This is a genomic window from Allobosea sp., assembly GCF_017308075.1.
Taxonomy (GTDB): Bacteria; Pseudomonadota; Alphaproteobacteria; order Rhizobiales; family Beijerinckiaceae; genus Allobosea.
The window spans coordinates 392,582-411,357 of the sequence record NZ_JAFKFX010000023.1; the positions used below are offsets into that span (position 1 = coordinate 392,582).

Genomic DNA, 18,776 nt, shown 5'->3' on the forward strand with positions numbered 1-18,776 from the left:
GCATCAGCGCAGCAGCCGCAGCAAACCCGCCAGTTTCAGCCCGCCGAGGGCGAGCACGGCATAGAGTGCCGCCGCGAGCAGGCTGAGGGCGCCGAGCGCCAGCAGCTTCGGCTCGAAGGCGAAACCGGCGAGCGCCGTCTGAAGGGGCAGCGCCAGCAGGCGCGCGGCGATGCCGGCGCAGGCGGCGGCGGCCGCGACGATCAGGATCAGGCCCGGCAGCTTGCGCTCCGGCCGGGTCCAGCCGCGGCGCAGGGCTAGCACGAACAGCGCCCCGACATTGATCCAGGCGCCGGCCGCGGTCGCGAGTGCGAGGCCGGGTGCACCGAGATCGCGCCAGAGCAAGAGTTTCAGCCCGACATTGGCGACGATGGCGGAAAGCGAGACGATCATCGGCGTCGTCGTGTCGCCACGCGCCTGGAAGCTCGAGACCTGCGAGCGGATCAGCACGATCGCCGGCAGGCCGACCGCATAGGCGAAGAGCACGGCGCCTGCCGCCTGGCTCGCGGCGGCGTCGAAGCGGCCGCGCTCGAACAGGGCTGCGACGATCAACTCGGGGACGGCGATGAAGGCGGCGGCGAAAGGGGCGGCGGCGAAGATCGTCAGCGCCACCGCCCGGTTCTGGGCCTTGTCGGCCCGGGCCTCGTCGCCGGCGGCAATGGCACGACTCATCGTCGGCAGCAGCACCGTGCCGACGCCGATGGCGATCACGCCGATCGGCAGCTGGTAGAGCCGTTCGGCATAGTAGAGCGCCGCATAGGCGCCGGCGGGCAGCAGCGAGGCGATGATCGTGTCGGCGAAGATCGCGATCTGCACGCCGGCCGAGCCGATCACCGCCGGTCCGAGTGCCTTGAGGAAGCGCTTGACCTCGGCGTCGAGCCGCGGCCGCGTCAGCGCAGCCGAAACGCCTTCCCGTCGGGCGGCGACCCAGAGCAGCAGCCATTCCAGCACGCCGGCGGCGGCGACGCCCCAGGCGGCGGCATGAGCCGCGCTCGGGAACAGGAAGGCGACGGCGAGCGCGCCGATCAGGCTGATATTGAGCAGGATCGGCGCAGCGGCGGCCGCGGCGAAACGGTCGACCGCGTTGAGGTTGGCCGAGAGCAGCGTCACCAGGGTGATGAAGAGGAGATAGGGGAAGGTGATCCGGGTCAGCGCCACCGCGAGGTCGAAGCGCTGGGGATCGCCGACGAAACCGGGGGCGAGCAGGCGCACCAGCTCCGGCATGAACGGCAAGGCGAGCGCGAGGATCACCAGCTGGACGACGAGGTTCAGCGTGAACACCCTGTCCGAGAATTGCTGGGACGCCGCTGCGCCCGATTTCTCCCGGATGCGGGCGAAGGCCGGGATATAGGCCTGGTTGAAGGCGCCTTCGCCGAAGATGGCGCGGAAATGGTTGGGCAGGCGCAGCGCCACCGAGAACGCATCCATCAGCGGCCCGGCACCGAGCACGGCGGCGAGAACGATGTCGCGGGCGAAGCCGCTGACACGCGAGAGCAGCGTGAAGCCGCTGACGGACAGGATTTTTCTCAGCATCGAATGGCGGCTCGTCTCTCCCGCCTCGTCACCCCGGCGCGCCCGCTGAAATGACGTCGACGATCATGCGGCAAGCGATGCCGTCGCCGGCGGCGATTGTCCAGTCCGGGACTAGCGGATCAGCGGTGGCAGGGCGTCGCCGCGCGGGTGGACGCTATCGAGCTTCTCGAAGCCGATGCGCTCGCCGACGAGGTAGAGCGGCCGGCGCTTCACCTCGGCGAAGATGCGCCCGACATATTCGCCGATCAGGCCGAGCGAAATCAGCTGGATGCCCGAGAAGAACATGATCGAGACGATCAGCGAGGGGAAGCCGGGCAGGTCGGTGCCGAAGAGCAGGGTGCGCACCGCGAAGAACAATGCTGACCCGGCGGCGATAATGGCGATGAGGACGCCGAGCCAGGTCGCGATCTTGAGCGGCACGGTCGAGAACGAGGACAGCCCGTCGAAGGCGAAGCTGAACAGCTTGCGGAAGCGGAACTTGGTCTGGCCATGGGCGCGCTCGGCGACTTCGAAGGGCACGCCGGTGGCGGGGAAACCGACCCAGGCATAGAGCCCCTTGGAGAAGCGGGCCCGCTCGGGCAGGGCCCGCAGCGCCTCGACCACCCTGCGGTCGAGCAGGCGGAAATCACCGGCGCCCTCGGGCAGCTCGGTCTCGCCGAAGCTGGCGAAGAGCTTGTAGAAGGCCTTGGCGAAGCCGCGCTTCAGTCGGCCTTCGCCCTCGCGGTCGGTGCGCTGGCCATAGACATTGAGGAAGCCCTCGCGCCATTTCGCCAGGAAGACGGGAATGGTCTCCGGCGGATGCTGCAGATCGGCGTCCATGATCACCACGGCATCGCCGCTGGCATGGTCGAGCCCGGCGGCGATTGCGATCTCCTTGCCGAAATTCCGGCTGAAGGAGATGGCATTGATGCGCGGGTCGGCTTCGTGCAGCAGGCGCAGCACCGAAAGCGTGCCATCCCGGCTGCCATCGTCGACGCAGACGATCTCCCAGGAGGCGACGCAGCCATCGAGCACGCCCTTCAGCCGCTCGACCAGGAGCGGCAGGTTGTCGGCCTCGTCATGGACGGGAACGACGACGGAAAGCTCGGGCCGCCTTGGCTGGGCGGCGGGGTTGGCCGGGGCGGCGAGGGGCGGCGTGGCAGACAAGGCTTTGACGACCTCAGCGCGTGGGATAGGGGTGGATTCGTGATGGCGCGGGCCGGGACGCGCACCGGCTTCGCCGGCGGCTACTTACAGCACGCTCGATGAACGAGGGACAACAGACCGTAATGACCCGCGGTTTCGTGCTCTGCGCCGATGATTTCGCCATGACCCGGGGCGTCAGCCGTTCGATTCTCGAACTGCTCGCGCATGGCAAGCTCTCCGCCACCGGCGCGATGACGAACCGGCCGCATTGGCGCGGATTGGCCGGCGAGCTCGCCGCCTTCTCCGGCAAGGCCGATCTCGGCCTGCATTTCAATCTGACCAGCGGCGCGCCGCTCGCGACGATGCCGAGCCTCGCTCCTGGCGGGCGCCTGCCGAAACTGGGTGGTCTTTCACGGCTGGCGCTGGGGTCGGCCGCGGCGCGTCGCGAGATCGCCGCCGAGCTCGACCGGCAGCTCGATGCCTTCGAGGAGGCGCTCGGGCGCGCGCCCGATTTCGTCGACGGCCATCAGCATGTCCATGTCCTTCCAGGCGTCCGTCGCGCGGTTCTCGACGCGGTGGCGCGGCGCTATCCGCTGGGCTCGGTCTATCTGCGCGACCCAGCCGATTCTGTGTCCGCGATCCGGGCGCGTGGCGTGGCAGTCGGCAAGGCGCTGGTCATTGCCGGTCTCGCCGCGGGCCTGCGCCCGGCCGCGGCACGGCGCGGCATCCCGCTCAATCACGGCTTCTCCGGCGTGTCGCCCTTCGATCCGACACGGGACTTCGCCGCCGATCTGCCGCGCTTCCTGAAACGGCCGGGGCGGGCTCATCTGGTGATGTGCCATCCCGGCTTCATCGACGACGAATTGCGCGCGCTCGACCCGGTCATCGGATCTCGGCCGGTCGAGCATGCCGCGCTCCTGGCCTTCGTGCCGCCGCCTGGTCTGCGCCTCGCCCGGTTTTGCGAGCTCGGTTGAGGCACGGGCTCCTGCACGCGTTGAGTGCATAGCCCCGCGCAAACGTCGCAAGCGAAAATTTACCCTGCCCCGTCATGCTGGCCGCGGGTGTTGCAGGCATCCTCAGGCCGGTCGCGCCATCCATGCCTTTGAAGGATTTTTGCGCGATGACCCGGTTCCAGATTCGGGCAAAGAAATCCCCGGATGCACCTTCCGGAAAGGCACAACTCACGGCAGGCCAGCCCGAGGAGCGCGCGGGCTCGCTCAGCACCCAGATCGCCGGTGCTGCTGTCGCTATCGTCGCGCTCGCCATTGTTTTCGTCGTCCTTGCGGTCGCCCGCTACAATGATGGCAAGACGCGTGCCGATCTCGACCAGAAGATGAACTCGCTGACGACGATGGTGGTCAACGCCGCGCCGGCGCTGATCCTGTCGCGTGACACGACGACGTTGAGCTACATTCTGGAATCGTTGAAGCGGGATCCCGATTTTTCCGCCGGTATCGTCGCCGACGAGGTTGTCGCCCTCGCCACCGCCGGGCGCGACGAGGAGGCGCGTCTACTGCTGACGCCGAACAACCTCGCCTTGGCGCTCGGGCGCGAGCCCTGGGATGCGCTCGCCAGCGAAAGCCCGCTCCAGCTCGAGGACGGTGCCTACATCACCAAGCTCTTGGTGGTGCGCGTCGGCGGCCACCAGAAGCAGATCGGCTATGTCGCGCTGCGTTTCGACAAGCGGCGCCTCGTCGCCCGGGCGGCGCGCGAACATTTCGTGACCATCGCGCTGGGCTTCGGCTTGCTGCTCGTGCTCGGGCCATTGCTCTGGATTTCGCTGTCGCGGACGATGAAGCCGCTGAAGGGCATGACCCAGGCGATCGTCAGCATCTCCGACGGCAAGCTCGACACCCCGATCGACGCGACCGAACGCCGCGACGAGATCGGCGCCATCGCTCGCGCCCTCGGCGTCCTCAAGCTGCGTCTCGGCGAGCGTGCGAGCTTGCAGGAGCAGCAATTCGCGAGCGAGACGGAGCGTCGCGACCGCCAGCAGCGCATCGACGAGGCGATCGCCATGTTCCGCGGCGAGGTCGGCGTCGCGCTCGAAGCCTTCAAGAGCAATGCCGATCGGATGGGCGATGCTTCGAGCGGCCTTGCCCAGGTCGCCGCCGAGTCCTCCGAGCGTGCCGCGCGCGCCGCCCATAATTCCCATGGCGCCTCCGCCAATGTCGAGAGCGCTGCCCAGGCCGCCGAGGAAATGGGCGCGGCGATCCGTGAGGTCGAGTTCCAGGTGCGGCGCGTCCGCACCGAGATCGTCGAGGCCGCGTCCGCCTCGCGCGACACGGCCGAATCCGTCGACGCCCTCGACGCGACGGCCCGCGCCATCGGCGAGGTGGTCAATCTCATTCGCGACATCGCTGCTCAGACCAATCTGCTCGCCCTCAATGCCACGATCGAGGCGGCGCGTGCAGGGGAGGCGGGCCGCGGCTTCGCCGTCGTCGCGGCGGAGGTCAAGAATCTCGCTTCGCAGACGGCCGATGCGACCGACCGTATCGTGGCGCAGGTCAATGCCATTCAGGGCGCGACCGGTGAAGTCGTCGGCGCCATCCAGAACATCGCCAATCGCATGGGTGCGATCGAGAATTTCGCAAACTCGGTCGCCGTCTCGATCGAGCAGCAGGCGATCGCCACCGGCGAGATCGCCAGCGGCGTCGCGATGGCGAGCTCGTCGGCGCTCTCGGTGTCGAGCGATCTGAGCGTGCTCGCCGACAGCGTCGAGGAGACGGGGCGTTCGGCCGAGCAGGTGCGCCAGGCGGCAGGAGAGGTCTCGACCCAGGCGCTGCGTCTCGATTCGACCGTCGACCAGTTTCTCAAGCGCGTCGCCGTCTGAGCGCGGGCACGAAAAAAAACGGGGCCGCATGGGCCCCGTTCCTGTCAGTCCGTGCCGGCCGGCTCAGGCCTTGGCGCCGTCATAGAGCTCGGCGACATAGTCCCAGTTCACCAGGCTCTCGAGGAAAGCCTTGAGATAGTCGGGGCGGCGGTTGCGGTAGTCGATGTAGTAGGAGTGCTCCCAGACGTCGACGCCGAGGATCGGGGTCGCGCCATGGACCAGCGGGCTCTCGCCGTTCGGCGTCTTGCTGACCGCGAGCTTGCCACCCTTGACCTCAAGCCAGGCCCAGCCCGAGCCGAACTGGCCGACGCCGGCGGCGATGAAATCTTCCTTGAATTTGTCGACCGAACCGAAGGAGTCGACGATCGCCTTCTCGAGCGCGCCCGGCAGCTTACCGCCGCCATTCGGCTTCATCCACTTCCAGAAGTGGAGGTGGTTATAGTGCTGGCCGGCATTGTTGAACACGGCCGGGTTCTTGCCATAGGAGGCCTTGACGATCTCCTCGAGCGACTTGCCCTCGAACTCGGTGCCCTTGATGGCGTTGTTGCCGTTGTTCACATAGGCCAGATGATGCTTGTCATGATGGTATTCGAGCGTCTCCTTCGACATGAAGGGCTGCAGAGCATCATGGGCGTAGGGCAGATCGGGCAGGGTAAAGGACATAGGGCCTCTCCTTGGGGCTGTCGAAATCGCGACGTGAGAATGGCTGCAATGATGAAACGCATGGGCCGGCGGCCCGGCGGAACGTCCCGCCATTCCCCCGTTAGTTAAGCCGCGAATGCGGCAGCGGCAACCGCCAAGCGGAGGGAGCCCTGTGCGTCCTGAGAACTCGCCGTCCCGAGTTTCCCCCGCCTTGTCATGAGCGTTCTGTTGGCAAGATGCGGGCGTATCGATAGTTTAACCATGGGGCGGCAAGCTGTCGCAGGACTCTGCCGTCTCGAAGGAGCGAGCGTTTGGTCAAGTTATTCCTGGTTCTTGGGCTCGCCCTGCTGGCCGGCGGTGCCTATGCCATCGTCGATGGCTGGCCCTATCGCGTGCTCGAGAGGGGCTTTACCGAGGTGATCCTCGGCGCGCTCTCTTTCGCTGCGGGCTTGCTGATGTTCGCCTCCGCGGCGATTCTGAGCGAGATCCAGCGCCTGAAGACGCTGGTCGCCGGCGCCATGGCTACGGCGACGCTGGCGTCCGTTCGCCATGACGAGCCGGTAGCGCAGCCGCTGCCGCGGCGCGAGGAAGCCACATTGCCGGAGCCGCAGGCTCCGATGCAGGAGCGGCTCTCCGGGCAGGCTCCCGGCAGTGCCGCAGCGCTCGCGGGTGTCGGAGCGCTCGCGCTCGGTGGGGCATTGGCGGCTTCGTCGCGGACCGAGGAACCTGGCGCGGACAGCGCAGAGACAATGGAGGTTGCCGAGGCCGCGGTTTCCGCCGAAGAGCCTGCCGGGCTTGTCGCCGAGCCGGATATCCCGGAGCTTCCTGCGCGCATTCACGATGACTGGCTGCGCCCGCCCGGACTGTCGACGGAAACGGCGCAGACCGGGCTGGATCCGGTAGCGAAGACCGAGCTCGATTTCTTCGAGGCCGCTCTGCTGCCGACCCGAGCGCCGCAGGTCGCGGTGGAAACTCCGAAAAGTCCGGCGGAAGGCCTCGACGAGCCCGCGCCGGCGATGGAAGACGCTGGCGAGAAGCCGATCGAGGTCGCTCCCCAGCCCGATCTCGACATTGCCGTCATCGAGCCCGAGCCTGAAGCCGAGTCCGAGGCGAAGCGCGAGCCGGAGCAGTTCTGGTGGCCGCAGCTCGACCTCGGCGCCGAGGGCAAGAGCCAGCCCGCCAAGGCCGAGGCCGATTACGATGATTTCAGCGCGCTGCGCGAGCAGTTGAACGACGCGCTGGCGATGCCGGCCGACGTTCCCGAGGTCGAGCCGCCGCAGCGCTCGCTCGAAGCGGTCAGCGACTGGATGGCGCCGCGCCCCTGGCCGCCGGTGACCCAGCCGCGCAGCGGCGATGCGCTGGCGGCGCTCGAAGAGCCGATCACTGCCGAAGAGGTCCCTCCGCTCCCCGAGGACCAAGCCGTCACGCCGCCCGAGCCGGTCCCGGACGAGGCGGAGACGCCGCCGGTCGCGGCCTCGCCGCTGAGCGCGGCGGAGCCGGAAACAGCAGAGCCGATCGCAACGGACATCCTGCCCGAGATCGCGCCGGCTGCGCCCGAAGCGCCGGCCGCATCCGAGACGGCGGCAGCGCCTGTCGCCGAGGCGGTCGTGCCCGAGCCTGCCGCGCCTCCGGCTTCCGACGAAGGCATCGTCGGTGCCTATCAGGTCGGCGAGACGCATTTCACCATCTATGCCGATGGCTCGATCCAGGCGCGCACGCCCGATGGCGATTACGTCTTCGCCTCGATGGACGAGCTCAAGGCCTATCTCGCCAGCGAGAAGAGTCGGCTCGAGGCCGGACCGGGCTGAGCCGGTCCGGGAACGGGGAGGGCAGGGCTGCGATGCGCTTCAGACCTGCCGGCCCCAGCCGCCATGCGCCGCGGTGATCGCAAAGGCGTAGGCCAGGGCCGTTTCCTTCAGCGAGTCGAAGCGGCCGGCCGAGCCGGCATGCCCGGCCTCCATATTGGTGTGCAGCAGCACCGGGCCGCCGCCGGTCATGGTCGCGCGCAGGCGCGCCACCCATTTCGCCGGTTCCCAATAGGTGACGCGCGGGTCGGTCAGCCCGCCCATGGCGAGGATCGGCGGATAGGCCTGGGCCCGGACATTGTCATAGGGCGAATAGGCTCGGATCCAGTGGAAGGCCGCCTCATCGCGGATCGGATCGCCCCATTCCGGCCATTCCATCGGCGTCAGCGGCAGGCTTTCGTCCAGAATGGTGTTGAGCACGTCGACGAAGGGCACCTCGGCGATGATCCCCGCGAACAGTTCCGGCGCGAGGTTGGCGACCGCGCCCATCAGCATGCCGCCGGCGCTGCCGCCCTGGGCCACGATTCTGCCGCGCGAGGTATAGCCCTCGGCTGCGAGCATCTCGCCGGCGGCGATGAAGTCGGTGAAGCTGTTCGGCTTCTTTTCGCGCTTGCCGTCGAGATACCAGCGCCAGCCCTTGTCGGTGCCGCCGCGAATATGGGCGATGGCATAGACGAAGCCGCGGTCGACCAGGCTGAGCGGACGGGTGCGGAACGAGGCTGACATCGCCGAACCATAGGAGCCGTAGCCATAGAGCAGGCAGGGGGCCGAGCCGTCGAGCACGAGGCCGCGCTTGTGCAGCAGCGAGACCGGCACCTTGGCGCCGTCCTTGGCGGTCGCGAAGATCCGGCGCACGACATAGGCCTCCGGATCATGGCCGGACGGCACCTCCTGCCGCTTCAGCAAGGTGCGCTCGCCAGTGCGCATGTCGTAGTCGAAGGTCTCGGTCGGGCGCGCCATCGAGGCGTAGAGAAAGCGGATATGGTCGGTATCGAATTCATAGCCGCCATCCATGCCGAGCCCATAGGCCTCCTCCGCGAAGGCGATCGTGCTTTCCGCCCCGCTGGCGAGTTCGCGGATCACCAGCCGCGGCAGGCCGTCCTCCCGCTCCAGGCGCAGCAGCCGCCCGCGCAGGCAAAGATGGCTGAGGATCAGGCGGCCCGGCCTGTGCGGTACGAGATCGGTCCAGCGCGCCGGTGAAGGATCGTCGAGCGGTGCGCGGACGATCTTGAAGTCCTCGGCGCCGTCGGCATTGGTGAGGATCAGCAGTTCGTCGCCATGATGCTCGATCGAGTATTGCCGCCCGCTCTGGCGCGCGGCGACGAGGCGCGGCTGGCCGTCGGCCGCCGACAGGTCGACGATGCGCACCTCCGAGGTCTCGTGGTCGCCGCTGGCGATCAGCAGGAAACGATGCGATTGCGTCTCGTCGATGTCGACGAACAGGCCGGGATCGCTTTCCTCATAGAGCAGCGCGTCCTCGCTCTGCGCCGTGCCGAGACGGTGGCGCAGCACGCGCGAAGGGCGGTGCTCGGCATCGAGCCCGACATAGACGAAGGCGCTGGCATCCTGCGTCCAGATCATCTCGCCGCTGGTGTCGCGGATCTCGTCGGGCAGATCCTTGCCGGTCGCAAGGTCACGCACGCGGATCAGATAGAGTTCCGAGCCGGCTTCGTCGGCACTCCAGGCCAGCAAGCGATGATCGGGGCTGTGCGCGGCATCGCCGAGGTCGAAGAACTCCTTGCCTTCGGCGAGCGCGTCGGCGTCGAGCATGATCTGCTCGCGGCCGGGCTTGCCGGCGCTCTTACCCTGGCGTGGCTTGCGGCAGATCAGCGGATGTTCGCCGCCGCGCCGGTAGCGCTGATAATAGAGGAAAGGGCCGTCGGGCTGCGGCAATTCGCTGTCGTCTTCCTTGATGCGGCCGCGCATCTCCTTGACGAGCTCGCGCTGCAACGCCCTGGTCGGCTTCATCAGGCGTTCGCACCAGGCGTTCTCCGCCTCGATATAGCTACGAATATCGGCCGGCAGTGCCGCTGGGTCCCGCAGTACATCGCGCCAGTTCTCCGCCTTCAGCCAGGCATAGTCGTCGTTGAGTGCGACGCCGTGCACGGTGCGGTGCTGCGCGCGCGCTTCGGCGCGAGGCGGCGCGAAAGGGGCTTTCTCAGGCATGGCGTGTCTCGAGGCGCGAAGTTGCGGTCATTCGCCGCGGCATTGCGGGTTGTCGTGGCATTGCTGCAGGTTTGCGACTCGTAGAGGCGTGGAAAAAGGCTGGCAAGACAACCATTGCGCGTAGCCATCCGAGCCGCTGCACATTCTGGTTACCATGCCGATCGCAAGATGCACCAATACTGGACACCGATAAACGTATTCGGAGCGATAACTGCCGCTTGCGAAGTCATCTTTCATGGATTAGACGATTGTACGACTGATCCGTTTTGTACGATTCTATATCCGGCAGAATTCGACCTGATGCCGGTGCAGCTTCTGACAGGCCTTCGCGCCACGTAAACAGAGCGGGCACAGTCGCCGAACGCCCGGTCCAAAAAAACAACGGAGCAACGCCGCCATGGCTGATCACGACGGTTCGGACTTTATCGAGCTTACAGCAGATATCGTCTCCGCCTACGTCTCGAACAATTCGGTTCCAGCCTCGGAATTGCCGGCGCTGATCAACGATGTCCATGCCGCGCTGAGCCGCGTCGTCGGTGGTGCCGCGCCGGTGGTTCCGATGGAAGCGCCCAAGCCCGCCATCGCGGTCAAGAAGTCGATCACCGCCGATTTCCTGATCTGCCTGGAAGACGGCAAGAAGTTCAAGTCGCTGAAGCGCCATCTGCGGACGCAGTACAATATGTCCCCGGAGCAGTATCGCGAGAAGTGGGGCCTGCCGCCCGATTATCCGATGGTCGCGCCGAACTATGCGGAGGCGCGCTCGCAGCTCGCCAAGAAGATGGGCCTCGGCCAGCAGCGCCGCAAGCGCCGCTGAGAGAGCCCGACGCGAAACATCGCGCTGAAGCGAATTCCTTCGAGGGATTCGTTTCGAGCCGCCGGCTCCGCCGGCGGCTTCGTCGTTTCGAGTGGTACTGCCAGGGCGTGGCAGGAGGATATCCCCGCCTGTGCTCGCGCTCTTGAAACACTCGAAATAGGAATATAATCATATGTTCGCTATCCCCAATCGCGCCGTGCGATCGGAGTGTAGGAGTGAACATATCATGAACGATGATATCGCCAAGGGCGCCGACCCCTTGTCCCGCAGCGCGAGGGCGCGGCTGGCCGAGGCGGCCGTCTGCGCGGCGCTACGCCTGCCGCCGGCCAGATTGCGGCAAGGCCGGCGCGGCGTGAGTCCCGTCGCCTTCGGCCGCCAGGTCGCGATGTATCTCACCCATGTCGGCTTCGGGCTGAACCTCAGCCAGGTTGGGCTCGCCTTCGGGCGCGACCGGACGACGGTGCGCCATGCCTGCGCGCTGGTCGAGGACAGGCGCAGCGAGCCCGGTTTTGAACTGGCGCTCGCCGCGCTGGAGGCGGCGCTGACGCTGAGGCTGCGGGCGTTCGCGCCGGAGGCAGGGCGATGAGCGCGCCCGGGACGGCCGGCGCTGTCGCCGGGCGCCTGCTGCGGCATTTGCGGCAGGCCGGCGCGTTTGCGGCCGAATCCCCCTTCGGCTGCGGCCGCATCGCGCTCTATCGGACCGTGGACGGGGCGAGCCTCGGGGCAGGCTATGCACCAGCCGAGGAGGCGTTGGCATTGGTCGAGTCTGGTCTCGCGATCTGGCTCGGTAGCGGCAAGGCACGTCGCCTGCAGCTCACCGAGACCCGTCTTGTCGCCGTGACGTCTATGGCGGTCGAGGGGGAGGTGCGGAAAGTCGCCCTGAACGAGCGTGAAAGTCCGCTGCTCTGGCTGCATCGCCGGCCGGGCAAGGATGGCAGACCGCAGATCCCGGCGGCGGAATTCGCGGCCGGTGAGCGTTTCCGGGCGGAGCTGACGCTGGCGCAGATGCTGCCGCGCGTGACCGTGAACTGGGATGCCGGGCTTGCAGCCGGCACGCATGCCGCGTCGCATGGTTCAGCCAGCGCCTCCGATTCCAGCCTGGCGGCCCGCCAGCGGGTCAGACAGGCCTGCAAGCGCCTCGGTCCTGAGCTCTCGGGGCTCGCCATCGATGTCTGCGGCTTCCTGAAGGGGCTCGATGAGGTCGAGCGCGAGCGTGGCTGGCCGGCGCGTTCGGCCAAGGTCGTGCTGCGGCTGGCGCTGGCGGCATTGGCCGAGCATTACGGGCTGGCGGCCCGGGCCACGCCCGACAGGACGCCGCGCGTCTGGCAGGCGGTGGATGCCCGCCCGGCGATCGCGCCGCCGAGCTGAGCCGGTTCAGGCGATGGCGGCGCGCGCGTCGTTCTTGATACGCTCGATCATCGAGCGCACGCCGTTCGAGCGCTGCGGCGTGAGATGGGCGGCGAGGCCGAGCCGCTCATAGATGGCGAAGGCGTCGGTCGCCAGAATCTCGGCGGCACTGTGGCCGGAATGGATCGCCAGCGCCAGTGCGACCAGCCCGCGCACGATATGCGCGTCGCTGTCGCCGCGGAAATGCAGTCGCGTCGTTTGCCCGGGGCCGCCTTCCTGCTTTGTCTCGAGCCAGACCTGGCTGGCGCAGCCGCGGACCTTGTTGGCGTCGCTATAGGCTTCCTGCGGCAGCGGCGCGAGCGTGCGCCCGAGCTCGATCAGGTAGCGATAGCGGTCGTCCCATTCATCCAGGACCTCGAAATTGGCAATGATGTCGTCGAGGGTTTCGCTCATCGGCCGTCGCTCATCTTGCAGGCCGCCGGCGGGGGAGGCGGTCTGGCAGGCTGTCTTCGGCGCGCGGCCCGGCGAGGTCAAGCGTCAGCGCTGCGACGTTTGTGCTTCGCCGGAGCGGCTCGTCGCGGCAGCTGCCGCCAGCGCCAGGACGCGAGCCCGGGTCTCGGGCTCCAGCCCGGCCAGAACCTCGGCTGCTTCGCGCAGGCTGGTAGCGCCCTGCATCACCGCTTTGGGATCGATCTGTCCGAGAACCGCTATGGCGGCCTTGGCGTCGAAGACGGGTGCTTCCGGCGCGGACTTGCCGCCATGGACCGGCGAGTTCAGGGCGATCACCCCAATCAGGGCCATGCTGCGCAATAGATAGGCCATTCTTGTCCCCGTCGCTAGCGCGGGGCGTCCCGTCCCCGGCTTCTGAACCCTAGCGCGGAGGCTGAAACATCGCGTGTCCCCGATAGTCGCAATTTGAATCAAAGCCCGGTTTTGTTCTTCAGTTTCCATTCACCTTGCTGGCAACAAGCGCAATCGCGGGAATTTCTGGCGCTGTCAGGTTAAGTATCTGAAAGTAATAGAATTTCATGGTCTCGAAAGAGGCTGCGGGAGCATCGGTGCGAGGTCGCCTTAAGTCCCGCTTAAATGGCCCGCGCCAGGATCGGCCTCAACAAGGCGAGGCTTTTCGCCGAAGGCCGACAGAGGTTGTGCGTTTGCGTTTCTCCAGCATGATGACGGCGGTCAGGGCGCAGGTTGCGGCGATGGTCCATCCATCGGCGCTGCCGGACTCGCTCGAACGCATGCGGCATGAGCGCTTCATGCTGGCCCGGCTCGCGATCGGCGCGGGCGGGCTCAGCCTGGTGCCGGCCTATATCGCCTGGCGCGGCCGGCTCGATCTGTTCGAGACGCTGGTTCTGATCGCGCTCGGCCTGCCGCTGCTGGCCGTGGTTCTGCTCTCGCGCACCGGTCGTCTTGACCTCGCGCACTGCGTCTCCGGCGCCGCGCTCACGCTCTTCATCATTGCGCTCGCCTGCATGACCGGCGGCACCGGCTCGCCGCTGCTGCTTTGGCTCGCGGCGGTGCCGGCCGAAGCGATGTTCTTCGGCTCGCGAGCCTATGTGGCGCGCGGCAGCGCGCTTGCCGTGGTCGGCCTCGGCGCGGTCGTGGCCTTGCAGAGTGCCGGCGCCGTGGGCGAGCCCGCGGCCTGGGCCGTCGCGGCGATGCCGGTTCTCGTCGCCAGTGCGATTCTTTGCGCCATGCTGCTCGCCGTCTCCTTCCTGCGCCGGCACGAGGACGAATTGCGTGAGCACCGGGCCTCGGATGCCCGCGCCCGCCTGATGCTCGAGCATGTCGGCGATCTCGTGACCTGGCACGATCCCTCCGGCGCCGTCGTCTTCGCCAACGAGGCAGCCTGCCTGCTGACCGGTGCGCAGTCCGCGCAGCTGCATGGCAAGGGCCTCTTCGAGCGCGTCCATATCGCCGACCGCCCGCTTTTTCTGAAAGCGCTCAGCGATGCCGCCCATGGCGCCGGTCATGCCAGCGCCTGCTTCCGCGTACTGTTCCTGGCCGATTCGGCCGGCGTTCCGACCGTGCGCTGGCTCGAGCTCAACGCCCGGAGGATCGATCAGGCCGGCGCGCGCAATGGCGCGGCCGTGGTCTGCGTGGCCCGCGACGTCACCGATCGCCATGCCCGTGACGAGGAGCGCGAGCGCAACCATGCCGCGGCGGTCAAGGCGAGCGATCTCAAGGGCCATTTCCTGGCGACCGTCAGCCATGAGCTGCGCACGCCGCTGAACGCCATCATCGGCTTCTCGGAGATGCTCAGCGGCGACCTCGCAGCCGGCCTCGATGCCGATCGCCGCAAGGAATACGCCGCGATCATCCACGATTCCGGGCATCATCTGCTCGATGTCGTCAACACGCTGCTCGACGTCTCGAAGATCGAGAGCGGTGCGATGACAATCGAGCAGGCGCCGCTCGACATCGCCCGGCTGGCCGAGGATTGCTGTGCCGTCGTCGCCCTCAAGGCGCAGTCCGGCAAGGTCGCGCTCGAGCGCGTCGTCGGGCAGGATCTGCCGCAGCTGGTCGGCGATCGGCGGGCCCTGAAGCAGGTCATGCTCAACCTGCTTTCCAACGCGATCAAGTTCACGCCGCCCGGCGGCCGCGTCACCCTCGCTCTGGTGCGCGATGGCGGCATGATCGACCTTTCGATCTCCGACACCGGCATCGGCATCGCCGCCGCCGACCTGCCGCGGCTGGGCGACCCCTTCTTCCAGGCCAAATCCTCCTATGACCGTGCCCATGACGGCACCGGGCTCGGGCTTTCGGTGGTACGCGGGCTGGTCGGGCTGCATGGCGGCACCCTCAGCATCGAGAGCGCGCCCGGGATCGGCACGCGCGTCGCGGTGCGGCTGCCGGTGGCCGGTATCGCCGCCACCTGCGAACCGGTGCGCATCGCCACCCATGCCCGCGCCCCGCGCCGTGGCTTCGAGACCAAGCAACCTTATCGTCTGACAGCCTGACCGAGAGTCGAGAATATGTCCGCAACGCTCGCCGCCCGCGCCCGCTCCGATGGGACGCTGTCCATGCCGCCGCGCCGCGCCAGCCCCGGCCGGCGCCAGCCTTCGGCCTCGGGCCGGCTGATGCGCTGGCTTGGCCGTCGTCCCGGCAGAGCCCTCGTCATCCTGCTGTTCACTGCGGTCGCGGCGGCGATCACGCTCAACGCATTGCTGTTCCAGAAGGTCCGCCATCCCGCGCCGATGCTGTCGGCGCCCTCGGCCAGCCCGGCGCCAGCGCGGGCGGTCGAGCGCCGTGCCGATCTTCCGCCGGTCCAGTCCGAGGCTCAGCCCACGCCGCAGCCGGTGCCGACCCAGCAGGAGATCCTGCCTCCGGCCCGTCCCGGCAGTCTCTCTCAGGCACAGCGCGAGGCGGCCCCGCGTCCGCCCGCCGCCGTCGCGCCGGCACCCCGCACCGCTCCCCAGCCGGCGACCGCGGCTCGTCCGGCGTCCGTGCGCGACCCGATCGCCGACCTGATCAATGGCGGCGATCTGCGCCCGCCGGCCGAGGTTCGGGCGCCGGCGCCGCGCCGTGTCGTGAACTGAGGCGGTGGCGACCGGAACAGGTCAAAGCGGAGCGAACCCTTGGCGCGGCTGACCAGCGATTTCTGGGTTTCGGCCTATCTCCGGCAGGCGGCGCATGATGGGCTCTTTGCGGTGCTGCGCCGGCGCGGTGCCGGCGAGGCCGGGGCCATCTTCGTCAAGCTCGACCGGCTCGACGGCACCGCCGTGCTCTATGGCCCGGCGCCGCAGGCATTGGTCGAAGACGATGGCGGGCGTCGTTTCCAGCGCCTGCTCGACGCCGATCCGCTGGCGGTGGAGGACCGCGTCGCGCGTGAGATTCGCTTCGATGGCGATCTCTGGCTCGTCGAGATCGAGAACCGCGCCGGCGATCCGCGGCTGCTGCTGGTCGAGTAGGCTGTCTCCGGACGAGGCGGCCACCGCTTAGCCTGAAAAAATACACGCGATCGCCGCGCGTCCGTTCGGACGCGGTCACGGTGATCTATCTCAGTTTATCGCATCGGAGTTTTCCGAAAAGTGGAGTCCACTTTTCGGTCCGATGCCATAGCCCGCTTCACCGCTCCTCGCTTTCGATGTTCAGCCGGTCTTGCCGCCGAGCCTGCGCAGCATGTCCTGCATGCCGCCGCGGCTGGACGGTCGTTCCAGCCCGGGGCGGGCAGGGGTGCCGCTCGGATCCATCGCCGGCTGCAGGGCCGGGCGGGCACCGCCCTGTTCGGAAAGCCCCCCGATCTGCAGGACCAGCCGGCGTGCCGTCGCCGGCGTGAGCAGGCGCATCAGATCGGCCAAAGCGAAGATGCGCTGGACCGAGAAGGCCGTGTCGTCGCCGAGCCCGATCAGGAAGCGGGTGGCCTCCTCGGGGCTGGCGCCGCAGCCGACCAGCGTGAGTGCGGCAAGCTGGCGTGAATGATCGGCGGCAAGGGCCGCGGCGAACTCGGCATCGGCGCCGAACAGGTCGGCCAGCGCCGCAAAGGCGCCTTCGCGGTCGACGAGCGCCGTCGCGACCAGCCCGGAGAACTGCTCGCCGCTGATCGATGGACGGCGCGGCGAGGGCGCGAGCGCCTCATGCGCCGAGACGGCTTCGATCATGGCGAGCCGCTTGTCGAGGCTGGCCTGGAGGAACAGCGGCGCGAGTTCGGCGACCGGCAGATCGTCGCGTGCGAGCAGGCATTGGGCGAGCGCCGGCGTGGCGGTGGCCCGCGCGACGAGCAGGACCAGCGCCGCACGCGGCAGTGTCGCCATGGGATTGGCTGCGAGGGCGAGGTCGATGGCGGGGTCTGCCCGCCCGGCCAGCAGGCTGCTGGCGGCGGCCGTGAGGTCTCGGCGGGCCGCCAGGGCGAGCGTGACGGCGGGGTCGGTCCCCGCCGCGATGTCCTCGATCTCGGCCGGGGTCAGCGGGGTTCCCTTGCGGACCAGCGCCGCCAGGACCTCGCCGCCGCGCGCCCGCAGTGCTGCCAGAACCTCCGGCGGGGTATGGCGCCAGCCGGCGAGCTTGCGCGCCAGGATCAGCGCGGTCGGCTCGTCGATGACCGGGATCAGGGCCGCCGCCATGTCGCGGAAGGCCTCCATATCCTCCGCCGGCGGGTTGGCGGTCGACAGCAGGAGGTCGGCCTTCACGCGCAAGGCGACCTGCCGCAAATCCAGCCCGCCATCGCTGGCAAGGCGCGCGAGCTGCGCGAGATCGGCGGCAATTCGGGAGGGCATTGGCGGGCTCGTGACGAAAATAGTTCGATTCCCGGAAATTTATCCCCGATGCGTTAGCACTGCGTTAACCATGAACAGGCCTGATGTCGGTGACGATGGCGTGCCGATCTCGCGCAGACCGCGCGGCGCGCCTGGGAACGGGCAGCGGGCCGGCAGGTGCCGGCCCTGACATGAATACCGCTTCGAGCTTTCTGGTGAGAGACCGACTGGGTTCGCGATTTCCACGCAGGCGCCAACAAGGGAGGCGCATCATGGCCGACGTCATTCCTTTCGCGCCGCGCAGGCGCTTCGTCAGGTCCGCGGTTGCCGCCGATGCGGCGCCGGCGCAGATCCTGTTCTTCACCGGTGTCCGCTATGAGCGTCAGCCGGAACCTCCCGCTACCAAGCCGCGGCGCAGCGCGCGGACGGCGGAGGCGCGGGAACGCGAAGCCCGGCGCAGGCGGCCGGGGTGAAGCGCCTTGCTGTCCCGGCGATCCTGACCTGCCTCGTCCTCGCCGCTTGTACGACCGGCGATCTCGGCCGGCCCCGCCCGAGCCTCTTCAACGATCAGATCGTTCCGGCGATGGGCGAATGGGCGGCGCGGTTGCGCGGCGAGGCGGCCTCGCATTTCCACCTGACTGATGACGAGCAGCAGTTGCGGGCCCGTGCCTGGCGGCTCGTCATGCCCGCCCATGAGCGCAGCGCCTTCGAAACCCAGCTCGCGAGCCTGGTTCCGGCCCGGATGCTGCCGACCGCTGTCCAATCGGGCTCCGTCTCCGATTACCAGCGCGCGCTGACTTCCGGCTCCTTCGCCTCGCAGGCCTCGCGCTATAATCGCCTCGCCGAGGACGCCAATGCCGACCGGGCCCTGCTCGCCCCGTTCCGCGCCAATGCGATCCGTGTCGTCAATGCCGACCGCGCCCGGCTGCGCACGCTCGAGGCCTCGCCCCGCGTGCCGGCCGAGAGCCAGGAGCCGGCTCAGGCGCGCGTCATCGAGAACGAGGCTCTGGTCCTCTGGGTCTGCGAGCGGCTGCGTTTCCGGCTGGCGAGCTATCGCTACGCCCTCGACAATCTCGTGGTCGAGATGCCCTCGCGCGAGGCGGTCAGGGCAGAGCGCGCGATCATGGGATTGGAGGCGGAAACCGATCTGGTCTGCAAGTTGCCGCTGATCGGCGTGTTCGGTGGCGAGGGCGCGGCACCATCCGATCGCCCGGTCGTCTACAAGGGCTGAACCGTCCTGTCGAATGGCCCGCCCGGAGCCTGCCGGGTTCACCTGGAGGCGCCGGGGCGTCCCGGATGATGCGGTGGTTTTGCGA

18 protein-coding genes are annotated in these 18,776 nt (G+C 68.2%); 11 read left to right on the forward strand and 7 right to left on the reverse strand.

Annotation, left to right across the window (positions count from 1 at the left end):
• Positions 1-3: 3 nt before the first annotated feature.
• Both murJ and J0J10_RS02820 read right to left on the reverse strand, forming a co-directional pair.
• Entirely contained in the window at positions 4-1,530 is a 1,527-nt protein-coding gene (gene murJ / locus J0J10_RS02815) for a murein biosynthesis integral membrane protein MurJ (protein WP_291645088.1), read from the reverse strand.
• Between the two features lie 111 nt (positions 1,531-1,641).
• The gene (locus J0J10_RS02820; RefSeq protein WP_291645090.1) at positions 1,642-2,676 is read right to left on the reverse strand and encodes a glycosyltransferase family 2 protein; all 1,035 of its coding nucleotides are present in this window, start codon (positions 2,674-2,676) and stop codon (positions 1,642-1,644) included.
• A gap of 122 nt (positions 2,677-2,798) precedes the next feature.
• Between J0J10_RS02820 and J0J10_RS02825 the strand changes: the two genes are divergently transcribed.
• Both J0J10_RS02825 and J0J10_RS02830 read left to right on the forward strand, forming a co-directional pair.
• Positions 2,799-3,629: a ChbG/HpnK family deacetylase gene (locus J0J10_RS02825; RefSeq protein WP_291645092.1), complete on the forward strand. Its 831-nt coding sequence runs from the start codon at positions 2,799-2,801 to the stop codon at positions 3,627-3,629.
• A gap of 146 nt (positions 3,630-3,775) precedes the next feature.
• Positions 3,776-5,488 (forward strand): methyl-accepting chemotaxis protein, encoded by a 1,713-nt coding sequence (locus J0J10_RS02830; RefSeq protein ID WP_291645094.1) that lies wholly within the window; start codon positions 3,776-3,778, stop codon positions 5,486-5,488.
• A gap of 63 nt (positions 5,489-5,551) precedes the next feature.
• Here J0J10_RS02830 and J0J10_RS02835 read toward each other — a convergent pair whose 3' ends face one another.
• Positions 5,552-6,151: a superoxide dismutase gene (locus J0J10_RS02835; protein WP_291639227.1), complete on the reverse strand. Its 600-nt coding sequence runs from the start codon at positions 6,149-6,151 to the stop codon at positions 5,552-5,554.
• A gap of 290 nt (positions 6,152-6,441) precedes the next feature.
• Between J0J10_RS02835 and J0J10_RS02840 the strand changes: the two genes are divergently transcribed.
• Entirely contained in the window at positions 6,442-7,938 is a 1,497-nt protein-coding gene (locus tag J0J10_RS02840) for a hypothetical protein (protein ID WP_291645096.1), read from the forward strand.
• Between the two features lie 39 nt (positions 7,939-7,977).
• On the opposite strand, the gene J0J10_RS02845 is transcribed toward J0J10_RS02840, so the two are convergent.
• The gene (locus J0J10_RS02845) at positions 7,978-10,101 is read right to left on the reverse strand and encodes a S9 family peptidase (RefSeq protein ID WP_291645098.1); all 2,124 of its coding nucleotides are present in this window, start codon (positions 10,099-10,101) and stop codon (positions 7,978-7,980) included.
• Between the two features lie 397 nt (positions 10,102-10,498).
• Between J0J10_RS02845 and J0J10_RS02850 the strand changes: the two genes are divergently transcribed.
• The 3 genes from J0J10_RS02850 (at position 10,499) to J0J10_RS02860 (ending at position 12,283) form a co-directional block, all read left to right on the forward strand.
• Positions 10,499-10,915 (forward strand): Ros/MucR family transcriptional regulator, encoded by a 417-nt coding sequence (locus J0J10_RS02850; RefSeq protein ID WP_291639233.1) that lies wholly within the window; start codon positions 10,499-10,501, stop codon positions 10,913-10,915.
• A gap of 226 nt (positions 10,916-11,141) precedes the next feature.
• Positions 11,142-11,501 (forward strand): helix-turn-helix domain-containing protein, encoded by a 360-nt coding sequence (locus J0J10_RS02855; RefSeq protein ID WP_291645100.1) that lies wholly within the window; start codon positions 11,142-11,144, stop codon positions 11,499-11,501.
• Complete coding sequence (locus tag J0J10_RS02860; RefSeq protein WP_291645101.1) at positions 11,498-12,283, forward strand: DUF6456 domain-containing protein; 786 nt, start codon at positions 11,498-11,500, stop codon at positions 12,281-12,283. Before J0J10_RS02855 ends, J0J10_RS02860 begins: the two co-directional genes overlap by 4 nt.
• A 6-nt stretch (positions 12,284-12,289) precedes the next feature.
• On the opposite strand, the gene J0J10_RS02865 is transcribed toward J0J10_RS02860, so the two are convergent.
• Both J0J10_RS02865 and J0J10_RS02870 read right to left on the reverse strand, forming a co-directional pair.
• Complete coding sequence (locus J0J10_RS02865; RefSeq protein WP_291639238.1) at positions 12,290-12,715, reverse strand: SufE family protein; 426 nt, start codon at positions 12,713-12,715, stop codon at positions 12,290-12,292.
• A gap of 84 nt (positions 12,716-12,799) precedes the next feature.
• Positions 12,800-13,084 carry a hypothetical protein gene (locus J0J10_RS02870; protein WP_291639241.1) on the reverse strand — a complete coding sequence of 95 codons (285 nt, stop codon included), beginning with the start codon at positions 13,082-13,084 and terminating at the stop codon, positions 12,800-12,802.
• Positions 13,085-13,416: 332 nt separating this feature from the next.
• On the opposite strand from J0J10_RS02870, the gene J0J10_RS02875 reads away from it, so the two are divergent.
• From J0J10_RS02875 to J0J10_RS02885, 3 genes are read left to right on the forward strand one after another with little or no spacing between them, the layout of a single operon-like run.
• Positions 13,417-15,225 (forward strand): sensor histidine kinase, encoded by a 1,809-nt coding sequence (locus J0J10_RS02875; protein ID WP_291639243.1) that lies wholly within the window; start codon positions 13,417-13,419, stop codon positions 15,223-15,225.
• A gap of 15 nt (positions 15,226-15,240) precedes the next feature.
• On the forward strand, positions 15,241-15,804 hold the full coding sequence (locus tag J0J10_RS02880; protein ID WP_291645103.1) for a hypothetical protein: 564 nt from the start codon (positions 15,241-15,243) through the stop codon (positions 15,802-15,804).
• Positions 15,805-15,843: 39 nt separating this feature from the next.
• Positions 15,844-16,176 (forward strand): DUF1491 family protein, encoded by a 333-nt coding sequence (locus J0J10_RS02885; RefSeq protein ID WP_291645105.1) that lies wholly within the window; start codon positions 15,844-15,846, stop codon positions 16,174-16,176.
• Positions 16,177-16,356: 180 nt separating this feature from the next.
• On the opposite strand, the gene J0J10_RS02890 is transcribed toward J0J10_RS02885, so the two are convergent.
• Positions 16,357-17,481, reverse strand: coding sequence for a DUF2336 domain-containing protein (locus tag J0J10_RS02890; protein ID WP_291645106.1), 1,125 nt, complete (start codon positions 17,479-17,481; stop codon positions 16,357-16,359).
• 251 nt (positions 17,482-17,732) lie between these two features.
• On the opposite strand from J0J10_RS02890, the gene J0J10_RS02895 reads away from it, so the two are divergent.
• Positions 17,733-17,933, forward strand: a complete 201-nt coding sequence (locus J0J10_RS02895) for a hypothetical protein (RefSeq protein WP_291639252.1) — start codon at positions 17,733-17,735, stop codon at positions 17,931-17,933.
• Positions 17,930-18,691: a hypothetical protein gene (locus J0J10_RS02900; protein ID WP_291645108.1), complete on the forward strand. Its 762-nt coding sequence runs from the start codon at positions 17,930-17,932 to the stop codon at positions 18,689-18,691. The genes J0J10_RS02895 and J0J10_RS02900 overlap by 4 nt, the downstream gene beginning before the upstream one ends.
• Positions 18,692-18,776 lie beyond the last annotated feature (85 nt).

Coding starts and splice junctions, on each gene's coding strand:
- J0J10_RS02835 (WP_291639227.1), bottom strand. CDS start 6,151: ATGTCCTTTACCCTGCCCGATCTGCCCTACGCCCATGATGCTCTGCAG.
- J0J10_RS02845 (WP_291645098.1), bottom strand. CDS start 10,101: ATGCCTGAGAAAGCCCCTTTCGCGCCGCCTCGCGCCGAAGCGCGCGCG.
- J0J10_RS02890 (WP_291645106.1), bottom strand. CDS start 17,481: ATGCCCTCCCGAATTGCCGCCGATCTCGCGCAGCTCGCGCGCCTTGCC.
- J0J10_RS02870 (WP_291639241.1), bottom strand. CDS start 13,084: ATGGCCTATCTATTGCGCAGCATGGCCCTGATTGGGGTGATCGCCCTG.
- J0J10_RS02880 (WP_291645103.1), top strand. CDS start 15,241: ATGTCCGCAACGCTCGCCGCCCGCGCCCGCTCCGATGGGACGCTGTCC.
- murJ (WP_291645088.1), bottom strand. CDS start 1,530: ATGCTGAGAAAAATCCTGTCCGTCAGCGGCTTCACGCTGCTCTCGCGT.
- J0J10_RS02825 (WP_291645092.1), top strand. CDS start 2,799: ATGACCCGCGGTTTCGTGCTCTGCGCCGATGATTTCGCCATGACCCGG.
- J0J10_RS02850 (WP_291639233.1), top strand. CDS start 10,499: ATGGCTGATCACGACGGTTCGGACTTTATCGAGCTTACAGCAGATATC.
- J0J10_RS02865 (WP_291639238.1), bottom strand. CDS start 12,715: ATGAGCGAAACCCTCGACGACATCATTGCCAATTTCGAGGTCCTGGAT.
- J0J10_RS02860 (WP_291645101.1), top strand. CDS start 11,498: ATGAGCGCGCCCGGGACGGCCGGCGCTGTCGCCGGGCGCCTGCTGCGG.
- J0J10_RS02895 (WP_291639252.1), top strand. CDS start 17,733: ATGGCCGACGTCATTCCTTTCGCGCCGCGCAGGCGCTTCGTCAGGTCC.
- J0J10_RS02855 (WP_291645100.1), top strand. CDS start 11,142: ATGAACGATGATATCGCCAAGGGCGCCGACCCCTTGTCCCGCAGCGCG.
- J0J10_RS02830 (WP_291645094.1), top strand. CDS start 3,776: ATGACCCGGTTCCAGATTCGGGCAAAGAAATCCCCGGATGCACCTTCC.